The organism is Streptomyces sp. NPDC002580 (assembly GCF_042889485.1).
Taxonomy (GTDB): domain Bacteria; phylum Actinomycetota; class Actinomycetes; order Streptomycetales; family Streptomycetaceae; genus Streptomyces.
On the sequence record NZ_JBIAQZ010000016.1, the window covers coordinates 58150 to 76450 of the forward strand.

Genomic DNA, 18301 nt, shown 5'->3' on the forward strand with positions numbered 1-18301 from the left:
ATCCTCAACAACTCATTCGAACCAGGAGACACACCATGAGCACCGTTCAGGAATCCGTCGTCGAGGTCTTCGTCTCCCGCTTCGGTCTCGACGCCGAAAGCGTTGTCCCGGAAGCGACCTTCGACGACCTCGGTCTCGACTCACTGTCCCAGATCGAGCTGGCGACCGCACTGAAGAAGCGCCTCGGCGTCGTCATCACCGACGACGAGCTGACCGAGATCGCCGCCGTCTCGGACATCATCGCCCTCATCGAGCAGAAGGCCGCCGCCGTCTGATGAGCGGCTTCGCGGCTTCCATCACCGGCATCGGACTGATCACCCCCGCGGGCATCGGGGTCAAGGAGAACTGGGAACGCGTGGTCGACGGACGGTCGACCGCCGCCCACCACGACGACCTGGCCGGCCTGCCGGTGACCATGGCCTGCCGGGTGCCCGACTTCTCGCCTCAGCAGCTCGGGCTGCGCGGCGCCTGGCAGTGGGACCGCTACTCCCAGTTCGCCATCGCCGCGACGCGCGAGGCCCTCGCCCAGGCAGGCCTCGTGGCCGGGGAGTGGGCGGACAGCGCACGAGTGGCCGTCATCATCGGTTCGGGTGCTGGTGGCACCGCGACGCTGGAGGAGCAGCACCGGATCCTGATCGAGGAAGGACCCGGTGAGATCTCCCCGATGACCCTGCCGATGGGGCTGCTGAACATGGCGGCCGGGCAGGTGGCCATCGACATCGGGGCCAACGGCCCCTGTCTGACGCCGTGCACCGCGTGCGCCGCCGGAGCCAGCGCGATCGGCCTCGGCCGGGAGCTGATCCGGTCCGGACTGGCCGACATCGTGATCGCGGGCGGCGCCGAGGCGCCGATCACCCCGCTGTACATGTCCTCCTTCGCCCGGATGCGGGCACTCTCCCGGCGCCTGGACGACCCGGCGACGGCCTCCCGCCCCTTCGACGCGACTCGCGACGGGTTCGTGCTCGGCGAGGGTGCGGGGATCGTGGTCCTGGAGTCCGATGAGCACGCCCGGGCCCGCGGCGCCCAGACCCTGGCCCGCGTGATCGGGTACGGCGCTTCGGCCGACGCCCACCACGTGACCTCCCCGCACCCGGAGGGCAAGGGCGCAGAGCTGGCGGTCCGGGCGGCGCTCGCCGACGCGGGCCTGACCGGCCGCGACGTGGGCTACGTCAACGCCCACGGCACCTCCACCCCCCTCAACGACGTGATCGAGGCCGGGGTGATCCGCCGGGTGATCGGCTCGGATGCCAAGGTCAGCTCCACCAAGGGGGTCACCGGGCACCCGCTCGGCGCGGCCGGTTCCATCGAAGCGGCGTACGCGGCGCTCGCGGTGCACCACGGCGTGATCCCTCCGACGGCTTCGCTCACCGAGGTCGACCCGCAGGTGGACGTGGACGTCGTGCACGGCGCGCCACGGCTCGGCCCGGTGCCCATCGCCCTGAGCAACTCCTTCGGGTTCGGAGGCCAGAACGCCGCCCTGCTGATCTCCTCCTGAACCGCACCACCAGAACCGTGAAAGGACCCCTCAGATGAACCCGGTCGCCACCGCCGACCTGACCAGGCTGCTCTTCGACGGCAGGTACGAGCAGGCGCACAAGGACATCGGCGAGCTGTTGCTGGACCCGATCTTCGATCCCCGTGAGGGCCTCACGATGAACGAGGCGGGGAAGCTCGCCTACGAACGGTCCCGGGTGGTGCACGCCGCGCTGGAGCGCCCCGTGGAGATCCTGCGGGACCCGTGGCGGCTGTTCGCCCTGGCCGAGTGGCCTTCGCTGGTCGACGTGTCCACGTTCTCGCTGCTGATGGTCCACTACAACCTCAGCTTCGGCACGGTCATCGAGCACGGCGACCGGCCCGAACTCAAGGACCTCGTAGACGAGTTGGACCGGCTGGACTCATTCAGCCCGTACATGGCCACCGAGCTGGGGTACGGCAACAACGTGGCCGCCATGCGCACCGAGGCCGTCTACGACGCCGCTTCCGAGACCTTCGTCCTGAACACCCCGGACGCACTGGCCCAGAAGCACATGTCCTACAGCGGGTTCCAGGACGTCCCGAAGCTCGCCGTCGTCATGGCGCGGCTGAAGACGGACGGCAAGGACCACGGTGTCTACCCCTTCCTCGTCCCGATCAGCGACGGCAGCCGGCTGCACGAGGGGGTCCACGCGGCTCCTTGCCCGGAGAAGCCGGTCCAGGGCCTGGACAACGGCGTCACCTGGTTCGACCACGTCCGCGTCCCGCGCCGCAACCTGCTTCACGGCGACATGGGCGGCTTCGACGAGAACGGCGCCTTCCGCCCCTCCTCCGGCAACCAGCGCAAGCGGTTCCTGCGCGCCATGAGCAGGATCCTGCCCGGGCGTCTGTGTGTCTCCAGCTCGGCGGTCGGCGCGGGCCGGGCCAGTGTGTACATCGCGCTGCGCTTCGCGGCGCAGCGGCTCACGAACGCCCCTGGCCGCAACGACCTTCCGGTCATCGAATACCGCAGCCACCAGCTGGCCCTGTTCACCGCGCTGTCCAAGGTCTATGCGATGACCCTGCTGCTCAACCATGCCAAGCGGGAGTTCGTGGCAGTCCCGGACGCCGTACCGGCCGAGCTGAACCACCTGATCTCGATAACCAAGGCACTCTCCACCTGGGAGATGACCGAGGTCGTCGCGACCTGCCGGGAGCGCTGCGGGGCCCAGGGCATCTTCAGCGTCAACCGGATCGCGGACTACGGCTCGCTGCTCCAGGGCCTGGTGACCGCGGAGGGCGACAACCAGGTGCTGCTCGCCACTACGGCCGGTCAGATCATCGCCCAGGGCCAGGCCGAGGGGGAGGCACCGTCCGAGGCCCCCGACCCCACCGGCCGCGACCTGCGCGACACCGCGTTCCTGCTCGCGGCCCTGCGCCACCGGGAGCAGGAGCTGCTCCGGGCCGCCCGCGCCTCCATGGCGGACGAGACCCGTGAGCGGACCTACCTCGATGCCTGGAACGACACGATGAACACCGGGCTGGCCATGGCCCGGGTGCGGGGCGTGCGTACAGCCCTGGAGTGCTTCGTCGAAGCGGCCGAGGAGGCCGAGACCGAGCCGGTGCGGACCGCGCTCGGCCTGCTCGCCTCGCTGTACGCGTTGACCGAGGTGCAGCGGGAGGCGGGCTGGTACCTGGCCCGCGGGGTGTTCACGGCCGACCAGGTCGAAGAGCTGCCGCAGGCCCTGGACGCCCTGTGCGTCCTGATCCAGCCGCACACCGAAACCCTGATCAGCGGTTTCAACCTGTCGCCGGAGCTGCTGCGCGCCCCGATCGCCGCGGACGACTACGTGGCCGCCTTCCAGCGGCGGACCGGAGCGTTCGGTCCCGCCGGGGCCCAGATCACCACCGGGAGCTGACCCCCATGGCACGGCACACCTATCCCTGCCCGATCCGCTGGTCGGACATGGACATCTACGGGATCGTCAACAACGTCTCCTTCGTGCGCTACCTGGAGGAGGCCCGGGTCGACTTCATCTTCCGGATGGCCCCGACCGAGGGCGACGCGTTCTTCCGGGAGGGCTCGGTGGTCGTCTCCCACCAGATCCGCTACCGGCACCAGCTCGTCCACCGTCACGAGCCGGTCGACATCGAGATGTGGGTCTCGGACCTCCAGTCGGCGACGGTGACCGTCGACTACGCGGTCCGGGACGGCGACCTCGTCTACGCCACCGCCTCGACCACGATGGCCCCGTTCGACTACCGGGCGGGCCGCCCCCGTCGGCTCACGGACGCGGAGACCGGCTTCTTCGAGAAGTACCTCGACGAGACCGCGTCGGCCCGCTGACATGCACCTGCTTCGGATAGGCCCGCAGGGCGGGGAACGGCCGTGCGCGGTCGGCCCCGGTGGAGTCGTCCGCGACCTGTCGTCCTGGGTCGCGGACTGGACGGGCGAGAGCCTGGACCCGGACGTACTGCGTGATCTGGCCGCCCGGCTGGCCCGGGAAGCCGGCACGCTGCCGGTGGCCGATCCGGCCGCCGAGCGGGTCGGCCCGCCCGTCCGGCCGGGCGGGCACCTGTTGTCGATCGGCCTCAACTACCGTGCGCACGCGGCCGAGGCCGGTCTCGCGCTGCCGGACGAGCCGATCGTCTCCAGCAAGGCCCCGATGACACTGGTCGGTCCCCACGACGATCTGCTGCTGCCCCCGGGCGGTGAGAAGACCGACTGGGAGGTGGAACTGGCGGTCATCATCGGACGGCGTGCCCAGTACCTGCCCGACCGGGCGGCCGCCCCTGCCCACATCGCGGGCTTCGCCACGGGCAACGACGTTTCCGAGCGGCGCTGGCTGCTGGAGCGCGGCGGCCAGTGGGTCAAGGGCAAGTCCTTCGAGTCCTTCAGCCCGCTGGGCCCCTTCCTGGTCACACCCGACGAGGTGCCCGACCCGCAGGACCTGCGGCTGAGCTGCACGGTCAACGGGCGGGTCATGCAGAAAGCCTCCACCGCCGACATGGTCTTCGACGTGGCCCATCTGGTCTGGTACCTCAGCCAGTTCATGGTGCTGCACCCCGGGGACGTGATCCTCACCGGAACCCCGGGCGGGGTCGCGCTGGGCCGCCCCGACCAGCCCTACCTGTGCCCCGGCGACCTGGTCGAAGCCGAGGTCGCGGGTCTGGGCGCGCACCGTCAGCGCTGTCGCCCGGCTGTGCGACCCGGTGCTTCCGCCGACCGCCCCCGGGAGGTGGTGTGATCCAGGAACTCGTCCCCGGCCGGATCGCGGGCTGGGACTCCTTCGAGGACCAGCCGCGGTTCACCCCGCACCCGGCCGAGGCGGCGTCGCTGCGCAGCATGGCCCCGGCCCGGCGCCGGGAGTTCGCCAACGGCCGGTACTGCGCCCACCGGGCGCTGCACCGCCTGGGCACCCCCGCCGTCGCGATCCCGGCCGGCGACCGGGGCGCGCCGCAGTGGCCGGACCAGGTGGTCGGCAGCATCACGCACTGCCCCGGCTACACCGCTGCCGTGGTCGCCCGCCGTACGCGGATCAGCGCGCTCGGCATCGACGCCGAACCCCATCTGCCGCTGCCCGAGGACGTGCTGGAGTTCGTGGCCCGCCCCGAGGAGCACGCACGGGTCCGACGGCTCCTCGCGGAGCGGCCCGGCGTGCAGTGGGACCGGCTGCTCTTCAGCGCGAAGGAGAGCGTCTACAAGACCTGGTTCCCGGTGACCGGCCGCTTCCTGGGCTTCCACGAGGCCGGGATCCGCATCGACCCGGAGGCGGGCACCTTCAGCGCGCAGATCCCGGCCTCCGGCGGGACCGGGCCGGGGCTCCCCGAGGAGCTGACCGGCCGCTGGCGGGTCAGTGGCGATCTGGTCGTCACCGCAATTGCCGTACCGGCTCCGGAAGGAGGGCGATAGAAGATGTCCGCCCCAGAGAAGACCGCCCCGCCGAAGGCCCCGGCCCTCGACTCCCACGGGCAGGTGGCCGAGCTCTACGCCACCAAGGAGCTGGCCCGCCGCGGGCCCGGCGAGCGGGCCACCGCGGCCCAGCACGCCAAGGGCAAGCTGACCGCACGGGAACGGATCGACCTGCTCCTGGACCCCGACTCGTTCAACGAGGTCGAGCAGCTGCGCCGGCACCGGTCGGTCGGCTTCGGCATGGAAGACCGCAGGCCTCACACGGACGGGGTGATCACCGGCTGGGGCACGGTCGAGGGCCGCACCGTCTTCGTCTACGCGCACGACTTCCGGATCTTCGGCGGGGCGCTCGGCGAGGCCCACGCCAGCAAGATCCACAAGATCATGGACATGGCCGTGGCGGCCGGTGCCCCGCTGGTCTCGCTGAACGACGGAGCGGGCGCCCGGATCCAGGAAGGCGTCTCGGCGCTGGCCGGATACGGCGGAATCTTCCAGCGCAACGTACGGGCCTCAGGCGTCATCCCGCAGATCTCGGTGATGCTCGGCCCGTGCGCGGGCGGCGCCGCCTACTCCCCCGCCCTGACCGACTTCGTGTTCATGGTCCGGGGCACCTCCCAGATGTTCATCACGGGCCCGGACGTGGTCAGGGCCGTCACCGGCGAAGAAGTCAGCCAGGACGGTCTCGGCGGCGCGGACGTCCACGCGGAACTGTCGGGCGTGGCCCACTTCGTCTACGACGACGAACCGAGCTGCCTGGCCGAGGTCCGCTACCTGATCTCGTTGCTCCCCTCCAACAACGGCGAACTGCCGCCCGCCTCCCCGGAGTCCGACCCGGCGGACCGGCGCAGCGAAGCCCTGCTGACGCTCGTGCCGGCCGAGGGCAAGCTCCCATACGACATGCGTCACGTGATCGAGGAACTCGTCGACCACGGGGATTTCCTGGAGGTCCACGAACGCTGGGCGCCCAACATCCAGTGCGGGCTGGCCCGGCTCGGAGGGCGGGTGGTGGGCATCGTCGCCAACCAGCCGATCGCCCTGGCCGGCGTCCTGGACATCCACGCGAGCGAGAAGGCCGCCCGCTTCGTCCGGATGTGCGACGCCTTCAACATCGCGCTGCTGACCCTGGTAGACGTACCCGGCTTCCTGCCCGGCGTGGGCCAGGAGCACGGCGGGGTCATCCGGCACGGCGCCAAACTGCTGTACGCCTACTGCGAGGCCACGGTCCCCCGGGTCCAGGTGATCCTGCGCAAGGCTTACGGGGGCGCGTACATCGTCATGGACTCCCGCTCCATCGGCTGCGACCTCTCCTACGCCTGGCCCACCAACGAGATCGCCGTGATGGGCGCCGAAGGCGCCGCCAACGTCATCTTCCGGCGGCAGATCGCCGAGGCCGACGATCCGCAGGCCACGCGTGCCGCGATGGTCAAGGACTACAAGGCCGAGCTGATGCACCCCTACTACGCGGCCGAACGCGGCCTCGTCGACGACGTGATCGACCCCTCCAGAACCCGGGCGGCGCTCATCCGCGCCTTCCGGATGCTGCGGACCAAGAACTCCGAGCAGCCGTCCCGCAAGCATGCCAACACACCCCTGTGACCGGCCACTTCCACCGCCCCGGAGCGTTCTGATGCCCATCACCTTCACTACCGAACCGGCCGAGCGGCTCTCTATCGCGGAGCGCGCCCGAGTGCTCGAGGCACCCGCATTCGGCGACGTGTTCAGCGACCATATGATCAGCATCGACTGGGAGCGGGAGCGCGGCTGGTACGACGCCCGGATCACGCCGTACGGACCGCTCGTCCTCGACCCCTCCACCCAGGTGTTCCACTACGGCCAGGAGGTCTTCGAGGGCCTCAAGGCCTATCGCCGCCCCGACGGATCGGTGGTCACCTTCCGTCCGTACGCCAACGCCGCCCGCCTCAACCGCTCCTGCGAGCGCATGGCCATGCCACCGCTGCCCGAGGCGACCTTCGTCGAGGCCCTGGAACTCCTGGTCACCACCGACCGGGACTGGGTGCCGGAGCAGCCGGGCCACAGCCTCTACCTACGCCCCTTCATGATCGCCACGCAGCGCACGATCGGCTTCTACGGCCCGTCCAGCGCCTACCGGTTCATGGTGATCGCCTCCCCGGCCGCCGCGTACTTCAAGGCCGGGGCCAAGCCGCTGACGGTCTGGCTCTCCGAGGACTACACCCGCGCCGCCCCCGGCGGCACCGGCGAGGCCAAGTGCGGCGGCAACTACGCCGGCACCCTGGTCGCCCAGGCGCAGGCCCAGGAGATGGGTTGTGACCAGGTGGTCTGGCTGGACTCCGCCGAGCGTCGCTGGGTCGACGAGATGGGCACCAGCAACATGTTCTTCGTCTACGGCGACCGGCTGGTCACCCCGGAACTGTCCGGCTCCCTGCTGTCCGGCATCACCCGGGACTCCGTCCTCACACTGGCCGCCGAACTGGGCTACACGGCCGAGGAGGGGCGGATCAGCGTGGCGGACTGGCGGGCCGACGCCGAGTCGGGCCGTCTCACCGAGGTGTTCTCCTGCGGCACCTCCTCCATGATCACCTCGGTCGGCGAGGTCAAGGGCAAGGACGGCGGCTGGACGATCGGCGGCAGCAAGCCCGGTCCGGTCACCGCCCGGCTGCGTGCGGAACTGTCCGGGATCCAGTCCGGCGAGCGGCCCGACCCGTTCGGCTGGGTCCACAAGATCGCCTGATCCGCGGTCCCCCAGACACATCAGAGATGATTCCGAGCAAAGGTGCGCTGAACCGATGAGCCGTTCCGTCCTGGTCACCGGAGGAAACCGGGGCATCGGCCTCGCCGTTGCCCTCGCCTTCGCCGAAGCCGGCGACAAGGTCGCGCTGACCTACCGCTCCGGCGAGCCGCCGGAGGCCGCGCTCCGGCTCGGCTGCCTCCCCGTGCGGTGCGACGTCACCGACTCCGCGCAGGTCGAGAAGGCCTACCACGAGGTCGAGGAAGCGCACGGCCCGGTCGAGGTGCTCGTGGCCAACGCGGGCATCACACGGGACCAACTGGTCCTGCGGATGGCCGAGGAGGACTTCGCCGCGGTCCTGGACACCAACGTGATGGGGGCGTTCCGGATCGTCAAGCACGCCGCCACCGACATGGTGGAGGCCCGTCGGGGCCGGATCGTCCTGATCTCCTCCGTGGTGGGCCTGCTCGGTGCGGCGGGGCAGGCCAACTACGCGGCCTCCAAGGCCGGTCTGGTCGGCTTCGCCCGCTCGGTCGCCCGCGAACTGGGCTCGCGCGGGATCACCTGCAATCTGGTGGCGCCCGGTTTCGTCGAGACCGATATGACGAGGGCACTGAGCGAAAAGCAGCGCGCCGCGTTCCTGGGCAAAGTGCCGCTGGCGCGCAGCGCGGAGCCGGAGGAGATCGCCGCCGCCGTGCGCTTCCTCGCCTCCGAGGAGGCCGCGTACATCACCGGAGCCGTCATCCCTGTGGACGGCGGCCTCGGCATGGGGCACTGAGCCCGTCGTGTGTCCCCGGCCCGGGGGCCGAAGTCAGAGGTGCTCGGAGACCAGCACCGCAGTGGTGCCGGTCTCCAGCGCCTGGAAGATGTGCGGGACGTCGGCCGGGTAGCCGATGTAGTCGCCCGGCAGAAGTTCCACCGGTTCCTGCGCGGTCCCGACCAGCGCCCGGCCCGTACCGATCACCACGTGTTCCACCACGCCCGGCATGTGCGGGGCGGACGAACGCTGCGGACCCGGTTCGGCGGCGATGCTGTAGACGTCTCGCCGGGCCCCGGGCGGGGACGCGGCCAGCAGGGTGGCCCGGTAGTCGGCCTCGGCCGAGACCACGGCCGGCCCCTGGCCCGCCCGGATCACCTGGACCGCGGGCCGGGAGGCGGCCAGCAGCCGGGAGAACGGGATCTCCAGGACCACGCAGAGCGCCCAGAGGGTCTCCAAGCTGGGGTTCCCGGCACCCGATTCGAGCTGGGAGAGCGTGGACTTGGCCAGTCCGGCGCGGCGGGCCACCTCCGTGAGGGAGAGCCCGGCCCGGACACGCTCCGCGCGCAGGGAGGCGGCGATCGCTTCGAGCGGCGGCTTGAGCGGGAGGTCGGCTTCGGACACGAGATGTTCGCTCCAATGGTCAATCGTTCGCCTTGACGAACACTTTCTTACCGTTCATTATAAACGCCATGCGTTCGTTATGGGAAACCCTCAGTCGTACCCAATGGCGTAACATCGCGCTCGTCTGCCTCGCGGTGGGCGTCATCGGCCTGTCGTACGGCGCCATCGCGGTCACCTCGGGCTTCGCCTGGTGGTTCCCGGCCCTCATGGGCACGCTCGTCCTCGCCGCCTCCTCCGAGTTCCTGTTCGTCGGGATCATCGCCGCCGGAGGCAGTCCGATTGCCGCCCTGCTGGCCGGACTCCTGGTCAACGCCCGGCACGTGCCGTTCGGCCTGGCCGTCCCCGACGTCCTCGGCCACGGCTGGAAAGGCCTGCTCGGCACACACCTGATGAACGACGAGACTGTCGTCTTCGCCATCGCCCAGGACGGACTCCCGCGCAAGCGGGCCGCGTACTGGGCCTGCGGGCTCGGCATCCTGATCTGCTGGCCGACCGGGGCCGCGCTGGGAGCCCTGCTCGGCAGCGTCGTCCACGACACCGACGCCCTAGGCCTGGACGCCATGTTCCCCGCAGTGATCCTGGCGCTGATCCTGCCCGCCCTGAAACAGCGCGAGTTGCGGCGGACCTCCCTGGCCGGAGCGGTCCTGGCGCTGGCCTCCACCGCCTTCCTCCCAGCCGGACTCCCGGTCCTGGTCGCCCTGGCCGCCCTGCCGCTCTTCACCGTCGCCGCGGCGACGGGGGAAGCCAACCAAGGAGCCGACCGATGAAGAACGCCGTCCCGACGCTCATCGCGATGCTGGCCCTCGCGGGGGGCACCTTCCTGCTCCGGCTCGCCGGACCGGCCCTGCGGGCCCGGATCACCTTTCCGGAGCGGGCGGAGAAACTACTGGAGGCTTCCGCAGTCGTCCTGCTCGCGGCCCTGACGGCCACGGCCGCGCTCGCCGAAGGACACGGATTCGCGGGCCCGGCCCGCCCAATCGGTGTAGCGGTGGGCGGCATACTCGCCTGGCGCAAGGCCCCGTTCCTCCTCGTCGTACTCGCCGCCGCCGGCACGACCACCCTGCTCCGGCTCGCCGGAGCGCGCTGACCGGCAGCCGCCCAGGCGGAATATTCGCACCGAACCCACAACGCGAAACACTATTCCCCGCAGACCTTTACGGAGAATTCCAGCCATTCGTCTCACATAGTGGATTACGGGTTGTCCGCCAATATCGGCCGTTAGTACGCTGCGGGCGGACCATGATCCAAAACGTGAGCCACGTTCATCACCAAAGGTTAACCGGTTCAGGCGGGCCACATCGCGGTGACGCCCATGCCGGGACCACTCGCGCACGATTCCGGCAAACATACTCCACGTTTCAATTTCCCGACGCTTAGGCAGTCGGCCGAATTTCGACCGTCAGGGCCGATAAAAAAGTCCTGCCGGTTTCCGTGGGAAACCTGAAATACTTTTCTCCGGACTTCACCATGCCTCGACCGGCCGACCTCTGCGGTCTCATTCCACCCCCCGCGCTTGAAGCAGGAGCACCGAACACGATGAGCATCACCGACACCCTCGACTCACCCGTCTGGAAGACCCATGTCCCTCCGGACCGCCCAGTCCTCACCCGCGACCACGCCTGGGACACGGTGATGCGCCGGATCCCCCTGCTCTCCGAGCGTGAACTGGACGTGTTCCACCTGCTGGCGAAGGGGGCGTCGAACCGGACCATCTCGACACGGCTCGCCATCACCGAACGCACCGTCAAGGCCCATGTTGCACAGATCCTGGCCAAACTCGACGTGGAGTCCCGATTACAGGCGGGGATCGTCGCCTTCGCCTGGGAGACCTTCAGCCGGGGCGGCGGAACCTCGGCCTGCCTCTCCCCGTACCTGCTGCTCCCCGCCTGACCGGCCGCGTGCGGGTCGGGGCGTCCGCACGCGGGGCCGGGGGCCGGCCCTCCTCTCCCTCCACCGGAAGCCACAGCTCGGCACCGACCTCCCCCTCCGGCCTTGGCCGCCGCCGGACGGACGGACACTGAGGATCTCAGGCCAGGCCAGGCCAGGCACGGCACGGCCAGGCCCGGCTGCGGTGCGGGCTGGACGGGAAGCACTGGGTGAACGCGTCCCGCCACAGGTACTGAACAGCCTCCGGCGCCGGACCGTAGGACGGCTCCGCGGCAGCCGGACCGGGACCGGGACGAATTCCCCCACATGGCAGGCGAGTTGATGCATCACTCGGACGCCGGTTCACGAGGCGGATTCAACTGGTCGTCGCAACACCTCGTGATCAGCGAGGTATGGGATGGTTCGTCGTCAGCAAGCGGCCGATCGGGCGGTGCGCCCGAAGTTGAGGTCACCGGGGCATCCGAAATTCCAGCGTCATATCGAGGCGGAGTTCTGGGACGAAATCGCCAAGGGGCTTCTCTCGGAGGAAGCGGCCGGGGTTATCGGCGTGGCGCCGGCGGTGGCCACGCGCTGGTACCGGCAATGTGGCGGCATGCGACCGTTCGATCCGCAGCCGCATTCGGGCAGGTACCTGTCGTTTTCTGAGCGGGAGGAGATCGCGCTCCTCAACGCCCAAGGCAAGGGCGTTCGTGAAATCGCGCGGGAAGTCGCACGTGATCCGGGGACGATTTCCCGCGAGTTGCGGCGCAACGCGGCCACCAGGAGCGGCAGGCGTGAATATCGGGCAACGGTCGCGCAATGGAAATCGGACTTGGCCGCACGCCGCCCGAAGACATCGAAGCTGGTGGCCAATCCACGGTTGCACGCCTACGTCCAGGAGCGACTGTCCGGACGGATCGGCACGCCCGGCGGCAAGGCAATCGCTGGACCTGCGACTGGCGGGTGGACGGGTCGGAACAAGCCGCACCGCAAGGACCGCGCGTGGGTGCAGGCATGGAGCCCGGAGCAGATCGCGAACCGGATCAAGCTTGATTTCCCCGATGATGAGTCCATGCGCATCAGCCACGAGGCGATCTACCAGGCGCTCTACATCCAGGGTCGCGGGGCGCTCAAGCGAGAGCTGATCCTGTGCCTTCGTACGGGCCGCGCGCTGCGCGCCCCGCGTGCTCGTTCGCGCCGCAAGACCTGGGCGCACGTGACACCCGAAGCGTTGATCAGCGAACGGCCGGCCGAGGTCGAGGACCGTGCTGTTCCCGGCCACTGGGAAGGGGACCTGATCATCGGGCTGGAGCGTTCCGCGATCGGCACGGTCGTCGAGCGGTCAACTCGATTCACGATGCTCGTTCACCTGCCGCGCGAGGAAGGCTACCGGCACAAACACACGGTCAAGAATGGCCCTGCACTGGCTGGTTATGGGGCGATCACGATGAAGAACGCACTCGCCAGCACGATGTCGACGCTGCCCGAGCAACTGGCACGGTCGCTGACGTGGGATCGAGGCAAGGAGATGTCGGCGCACGCTCAATTCAAGGTCGAGACTGGCATTCCCGTGTTCTTCGCCGATCCGCATAGTCCATGGCAGCGCGGTACCAACGAGAACACCAATGGGCTCTTGCGTCAGTACTTTCCGAAAGGCACCGATCTCTCCAGATGGTCCCCTGAGGAAGTCGAGGCCGTCGCTCACACTCTCAACAGCAGACCCCGCAAGTCGCTCGGTTGGAAGACACCCGCCGAAGCATTCAACGAGCAGCTACAGTTGATTCAACAAGCCGGTGTTGCAACGACCGCTTGAATCCAGTCGATATACGAGTTTCCGTCTCGCCTAGCATCTGGACGCCGTGGGCATCGCGGCTTCGATCGGCTCGATCGGTGACGCTTACGACAATGCCCTCATGGAGTCCGCGATCGGCCTGTTCAAAACCGAACTGATCGAGCCCGGCAGGCCCTGGCGGACTCGCGACGGCCGAGTGGGTCGACTGATATGCCACCCGCCGGCTCCGCCGCTAAACAGGGCGCATCCCACCCGTCAAATACGAGACCAACCACCCCCGCGAAACCCAGGTCAAAACCACAATCTGAGACCTCTATCGAACGGCACCGCCCCGGCGAACCCGCCCGCCGTGGCCTGGGACCGGCTCGAGCTGGAGTTCCTCATCCCGTCGCCGCCTCGGGCCTCCACGCCGGCACCCTGAGGAACACGCGCCCCACCGGCGCCCAAAACCCCGTGCGCCGAAAGGGACTTGCGCCGGACCGACCCCCCGCTCCCGTTGAGGAACCGTCCCGGGGGTAACCGTGCGGCATGACTGTCTACGGATTGCACGCCTCGCACGAACAGATACCGCCCGCGGATCTGCTCGACGCCGTGGTGCACGCGGAACGCGCGGAATTCACCGCGGCCATGTGCTCGGACCACTTCTCGCCGTGGAGCGTCCGCCAGGGAGAGTCGGGGTTCGCCTGGTCCTGGCTCGGAGCCGCTCTCCAGGCCACCGCACAGATGCCGTTCGGCGTGGTCAACGCGCCGGGCCAGCGCTACCACCCCGCCATCGTCGCACAGGCCGTGGCCAGCCTCGCGTCCATGTACCCCGGCAGGTTCTGGGTGGCGCTCGGCAGCGGCGAAGCCTCCAACGAGCACATCACGGGCGCCGGCTGGCCCCGCAAGGACGTCCGCAACGCGCGTCTGCGGGAGTGCGTCGACGTCATACGGGCCCTGCTGCACGGGGAGGAGGTCAGCCACGACGGGCTGGTGACCGTGGACCGGGCCAGGCTCTGGACGCTGCCCTCCGCCGTGCCGCCGCTGATCGGAGCCGCGTGCAGCAGCGCCACCGCGGCCTGGTGCGCCGAGTGGGCGGACGGACTGATCACCGTCAACGCCCCGCGGGAGCGGCTCCGCGAGATCGTCGGCGCCTACCGTGACGCGGGCGGCCGTGGCCCCGTACATCTCCAGGTGCATCTGAGCTGGGCCCCCGACGAGGACGAGGCTCTCGCGCTGGCGCACGACCAGTGGCGCACCAACGTCCACGCGCCCCCGGCCAGCTGGGACCTGGACTCCGCGGAACTCTTCGACATCGTCAGTGAGCACGTGACGCCCGAGCAGGTGGCCGGCACGGTCAACGTCTCCTCCGACCTCGGCCGACACACCGCCTGGCTGCAGGAGTACGCCGAACTCGGCTTCGACGCGGTCATGCTGCACCACGTGGGCCGTGAACTGGGCCCGTTCATCGACGCGTTCGCGGCCGAGGTGCTGCCGCGACTGGACGTCACCCGCCCCCTCCCCGCCACGGCGAAGGAGTACCGATGCGTCTGACCCGCACGTCCGACCTGTGGTGGAAGAACGCGGTGGTGTACTGCCTGGACGTCGAGACGTACCAGGACGGCAACGGGGACGGGATCGGTGACTTCGTCGGCCTCACCCAGCGCATCGACCACCTGGTGCGCCTCGGCGTGACCTGTGTCTGGCTGATGCCCTTCTACCCGACGCGCGAGCGCGACGACGGCTACGACATCACGGACTTCTACGGTGTCGACCCCCGGCTCGGCACCCTCGGCGACTTCACCGAGTTCGTCCGCACGGCCAAGGACCGCGGCATCCGGGTGATCGCCGACCTCGTCGTCAACCACACCTCCGAGGAGCACCCCTGGTTCCGGGACGCCCGCTCGAGCCGTGACTCCGCCCACCGCGACTGGTACGTCTGGAAGGACGAGCCCCCCGAGGACGGACCCGAGGGCGTGGTCTTCCCCGACGCCGAGGACAGCCTGTGGGAGTACGACGAGGGCAGCGGCCAGTACTACCTGCACCGCTTCTACAAACAGCAGCCGGACCTCAACGTCGCCAACCCCGCGGTGCGCGACGAGATAGCCCGCGTCATGGGCTTCTGGACACAGCTCGGGCTGTCCGGCTTCCGGGTCGACGCCGTGCCCTTCCTGCTGGAGACGGACGGGCAGGACGACGCGGACAAGCTGCCGGACCCGCACGAGTACCTCGCCGACCTGCGGGCCTTCCTCGGCCGCCGCAACGGCGAGTCGATCCTGCTCGGCGAGGTCAACCTGCCCTACGACGGCCTCGCGCGCTTCTTCGGCGACCCCGCCTCCGACCGCGGCGACGAGCTCACCATGTGCTTCGACTTCGTCGGGATGCAGCGGATGTACCTGTCCATGGCACGTGAGGACGCGGGCCCGCTGGCCGCCGCGCTGCGGGACCGCCCCGCCGCCCCGCGGGACGCCCACTGGGCCACGTTCGTGCGCAACCACGACGAGCTCACCCTCGACAAGCTGAGCGACGACGAACGCGCCGAGGTGTTCCGGTCCTTCGGCCCCGAGAAGGACATGCAGCTGTACGACCGCGGGTTGCGGCGCAGGCTGCCGCCGATGGTCGACGGTGACCGGCGCCGCGTCGAACTCGCCTACAGCCTGCTGTTCACCCTGCCGGGCACCCCCGTGCTCTTCTACGGCGAGGAGATCGGCATGGGCGAGAACCTCGCCGCGGAGGGACGGCAGGCCGTACGGACACCGATGCAGTGGACGCCGGAGACCGGCGCCGGCTACTCCACCGCCGAACCGGACGCCTTCCCCAACCCGCTGGCGGACGGCGCCTTCGGACCGCAACACGTCAACGTGTACGAACAGAGCCGCGACCCCGGATCGCTGCTGAGCCGCATCCGGTTGTTCGTCGAGCGCTACCGGGAGGCACCCGAGCTGGCATGGGGCGACCACCGCCTCGTGGAAACGGGGGAGCGCTCCGTCCTGGGCCACATCGGCCGCACCACCGACGGCAGGGTCCTGGCCCTGCACAACTTCGCCGGCGAACCGGTCACCGCACGGCTGAGGCTGTCCGAGGCCGGCCCCGGAGAACGGCTGACGGATCTGCTCGACGAAGGACACGCCGGCCTCACCGTCGGCGACGACGGTCTGCTCCACGTCGAGCTGCCCGCCTACGGATACCGGTGGTTGCGCGTCGGTACTCCGGCGGACGACCCCGAACGGGTCGCTTCCGACTGACACCGCGTCCTTCGGGAAGCCTCCTGAGGTGATCGAAGACCCGCGGCAGCCGACCAGGCCCCCGCGGATCCCAGAGCACGGCACGACCAGGTCATCCGCTCAGTTCAGCGCAAGGAGAAGCCGGTGGACTCAGCCCGTACCCGCACCTCCTGGTGGCGTGACGCCGTCATCTACCAGGTGTACCTGCGCAGTTTCGCCGACGGGAACGGCGACGGCATCGGAGACATCGCCGGACTGCGACAGCGCCTGCCCCACCTCGCCGGGCTGGGCGTCGACGCGCTGTGGATCACCCCCTGGTATCCCTCGCCGATGGCCGACGGGGGGTACGACGTCGCCGACTACCGGGACATCGACCCGCTGTTCGGCAGCCTGGACGACGCGGGGGTCCTGCTCGACGAGGTCCACGGGCACGGGCTGCGGCTGATCATCGACATCGTGCCCAACCACACCTCGATTGCGCACGCTTGGTTCCGCCGAGCTCTGGCCGAGGGGCCCGGGTCCCCGGCCCGTGAGCGATACATCTTCCGCCCCGGACGCGGCGACCTGGGCGCCGAGCCGCCCAACGACTGGCGCAGCGTCTTCGGCGGGTCCGCCTGGACGCGCATCACGGAACCCGACGGCTCTCCGGGCCCCTGGTACCTGCACCTGTTCGCCCCCGAGCAGCCCGACCTCGACTGGGACGACCCGGAGGTCAGGGCGGAGTTCGAGTCGATCCTGCGTTTCTGGTTCGACCGGGGCGTGGACGGCGTCCGCATCGACGTCGCACACGGCCTCGTCAAGGCCCCCGGCCTGCCCGACCTCGGCTCGCTGGACGGCAAACTGCTGGAGGGCGCCACCCGCGAGGACCACCCCCACTGGGACCGGGAGGAAGTCCACGAGATCTTCCAGGGCTGGCGGGCTGTCGCCGACACCTACGACGAGCCCCGCGTCTTCGTCGCCGAGGCGTGGACCGGCGCCCCCGAACGGCTGGCGCGCTACGTACGGCCCGACGAATTGCACACAGCCTTCAACTTCGACTACCTGATGACGCCGTGGCGCCCGGACCGGCTGCGGCGCGTGATCGACACGTCCTTGAGCGCGCTGGGCCAGGTCGCCGCTCCCGCCACCTGGGTGCTCTCCAACCACGACGTGGCACGGCACGTATCCCGTTACGCGCGCCCCCAGCCGGACGGAACGCTGCGCTCGTTGTCGGACCTCACAGAGCCCGCCGACCTGGACCTCGGTACGAAAAGGGCGCGTGCCGCCGCGCTCCTCACCCTCGCCCTGCCCGGCAGTGCCTACCTCTACCAAGGCGAGGAACTGGGTCTGTGGGAGGTCGAGGACCTCCCCGAGGACCTGCTGCAGGACCCCACGTGGCACCGCTCCTGCCACACCGACCGGGGCCGCGACGGCTGTCGTGTCCCCCTCCCATGGAGCGGCGACACCCCGCCGTTCGGCTTCAGCCCCGAGGGCAGCCGGACGCGCACGTGGCTCCCGCAGCCCGAGGCGTGGAAGGCGCTGACCGTGGCGTCCGAGGACGGGGACCCGTCCTCGATGCTGGAGCTCTACCGCGAGGCGCTGCGCATCCGCCGTGCGGCGCCCGCACTCGGCGACGGGACCCTCGCCTGGGACAGCGCACCCGACGACGAGGTGCTCTCCTTCCGCCGCGACCCCGGCTTCCGCTGCGTCGTCAACCTCTCCGCCGAGCCGGCCGTGCTTCCTGCCCACCGTGCGGTGCTCGTGGCCAGCGGCCCGCTGCAGGACGGCCGTCTGCCGTCCGACACGGCGGTGTGGCTGACGGACTGACGCCGAGACCTCCGCTCACCGGCGGGACGGCGGCAGGCAGGGCGAGCAAAACCGCCGGTGCGCGACACCACACCGAACCGGTGCCCGTCACCGTCCTGCAGCGCAGCCTCTGGCTCGCCCGCACCGGCTTCCGAGCCGGCCACTCCGCCCGGCTCGGCGCGCGGCACCGTGCGCCGGACGG

Annotated in this window: 17 protein-coding genes; 16 read left to right on the top strand and 1 reads right to left on the bottom strand. The window is 69.9% G+C overall.

All coding sequences use genetic code 11. The features are described from left to right. Nucleotides 1-35 precede the first annotated feature (35 nt). Genes ACFYW7_RS35390 through fabG form a run of 9 tightly spaced genes read left to right on the top strand, consistent with a single transcriptional unit; the run spans nt 36 to nt 8850 of the window. Complete coding sequence (locus ACFYW7_RS35390; RefSeq protein ID WP_328672333.1) at nt 36-275, top strand: acyl carrier protein; 240 nt, start codon at nt 36-38, stop codon at nt 273-275. Continuing rightward, complete coding sequence (locus ACFYW7_RS35395) at nt 275-1495, top strand: beta-ketoacyl-[acyl-carrier-protein] synthase family protein (protein WP_389510110.1); 1221 nt, start codon at nt 275-277, stop codon at nt 1493-1495. The genes ACFYW7_RS35390 and ACFYW7_RS35395 overlap by 1 nt, the downstream gene beginning before the upstream one ends. Before the next feature lie 34 nt (nt 1496-1529). Then, entirely contained in the window at nt 1530-3371 is a 1842-nt protein-coding gene (locus ACFYW7_RS35400) for an acyl-CoA dehydrogenase (protein ID WP_389510112.1), read from the top strand. Nucleotides 3372-3376: 5 nt separating this feature from the next. Beyond that, nucleotides 3377-3799 (top strand): acyl-CoA thioesterase, encoded by a 423-nt coding sequence (locus tag ACFYW7_RS35405; RefSeq protein WP_389510114.1) that lies wholly within the window; start codon nt 3377-3379, stop codon nt 3797-3799. 1 nt (nt 3800) lies between these two features. After that, complete coding sequence (locus ACFYW7_RS35410; protein ID WP_389510116.1) at nt 3801-4700, top strand: fumarylacetoacetate hydrolase family protein; 900 nt, start codon at nt 3801-3803, stop codon at nt 4698-4700. After that, nucleotides 4697-5365 (top strand): 4'-phosphopantetheinyl transferase, encoded by a 669-nt coding sequence (locus tag ACFYW7_RS35415; RefSeq protein WP_389510118.1) that lies wholly within the window; start codon nt 4697-4699, stop codon nt 5363-5365. The genes ACFYW7_RS35410 and ACFYW7_RS35415 overlap by 4 nt, the downstream gene beginning before the upstream one ends. A gap of 3 nt (nt 5366-5368) precedes the next feature. After that, the gene (locus tag ACFYW7_RS35420) at nt 5369-6961 is read left to right on the top strand and encodes an acyl-CoA carboxylase subunit beta (RefSeq protein WP_389510120.1); all 1593 of its coding nucleotides are present in this window, start codon (nt 5369-5371) and stop codon (nt 6959-6961) included. Between the two features lie 31 nt (nt 6962-6992). Then, nucleotides 6993-8075: a branched-chain amino acid aminotransferase gene (locus tag ACFYW7_RS35425; protein WP_389510122.1), complete on the top strand. Its 1083-nt coding sequence runs from the start codon at nt 6993-6995 to the stop codon at nt 8073-8075. A gap of 55 nt (nt 8076-8130) precedes the next feature. After that, on the top strand, nt 8131-8850 hold the full coding sequence (fabG, locus tag ACFYW7_RS35430; protein WP_389510124.1) for a 3-oxoacyl-[acyl-carrier-protein] reductase: 720 nt from the start codon (nt 8131-8133) through the stop codon (nt 8848-8850). A 33-nt stretch (nt 8851-8883) separates the two neighbouring features. On the opposite strand, the gene ACFYW7_RS35435 is transcribed toward fabG, so the two are convergent. After that, on the bottom strand, nt 8884-9453 hold the full coding sequence (locus ACFYW7_RS35435) for a helix-turn-helix domain-containing protein (protein ID WP_389510126.1): 570 nt from the start codon (nt 9451-9453) through the stop codon (nt 8884-8886). Nucleotides 9454-9521: 68 nt separating this feature from the next. Between ACFYW7_RS35435 and ACFYW7_RS35440 the strand changes: the two genes are divergently transcribed. The 7 genes from ACFYW7_RS35440 to ACFYW7_RS35470 all read left to right on the top strand — a co-directional run bounded on the left by ACFYW7_RS35440 (nt 9522) and on the right by ACFYW7_RS35470 (nt 18120). Further along, nucleotides 9522-10220, top strand: a complete 699-nt coding sequence (locus ACFYW7_RS35440; protein WP_389510128.1) for an AzlC family ABC transporter permease — start codon at nt 9522-9524, stop codon at nt 10218-10220. After that, nucleotides 10217-10540 carry an AzlD domain-containing protein gene (locus ACFYW7_RS35445; RefSeq protein WP_389510130.1) on the top strand — a complete coding sequence of 108 codons (324 nt, stop codon included), beginning with the start codon at nt 10217-10219 and terminating at the stop codon, nt 10538-10540. Before ACFYW7_RS35440 ends, ACFYW7_RS35445 begins: the two co-directional genes overlap by 4 nt. A 449-nt stretch (nt 10541-10989) precedes the next feature. After that, complete coding sequence (locus ACFYW7_RS35450) at nt 10990-11343, top strand: LuxR C-terminal-related transcriptional regulator (RefSeq protein ID WP_389510132.1); 354 nt, start codon at nt 10990-10992, stop codon at nt 11341-11343. A 394-nt stretch (nt 11344-11737) separates the two neighbouring features. Next, nucleotides 11738-13132 (top strand): IS30 family transposase, encoded by a 1395-nt coding sequence (locus tag ACFYW7_RS35455; protein ID WP_389510134.1) that lies wholly within the window; start codon nt 11738-11740, stop codon nt 13130-13132. 507 nt (nt 13133-13639) lie between these two features. After that, a complete protein-coding gene (locus ACFYW7_RS35460; protein ID WP_389510136.1) occupies nt 13640-14644 on the top strand; it encodes a TIGR03885 family FMN-dependent LLM class oxidoreductase in 1005 nt (334 codons plus the stop codon). Continuing rightward, nucleotides 14635-16335, top strand: a complete 1701-nt coding sequence (locus ACFYW7_RS35465) for an alpha-amylase family protein (protein ID WP_389510138.1) — start codon at nt 14635-14637, stop codon at nt 16333-16335. The genes ACFYW7_RS35460 and ACFYW7_RS35465 overlap by 10 nt, the downstream gene beginning before the upstream one ends. Nucleotides 16336-16458: 123 nt before the next feature. After that, nucleotides 16459-18120, top strand: coding sequence for a glycoside hydrolase family 13 protein (locus tag ACFYW7_RS35470; protein ID WP_389510140.1), 1662 nt, complete (start codon nt 16459-16461; stop codon nt 18118-18120). Nucleotides 18121-18301 lie beyond the last annotated feature (181 nt).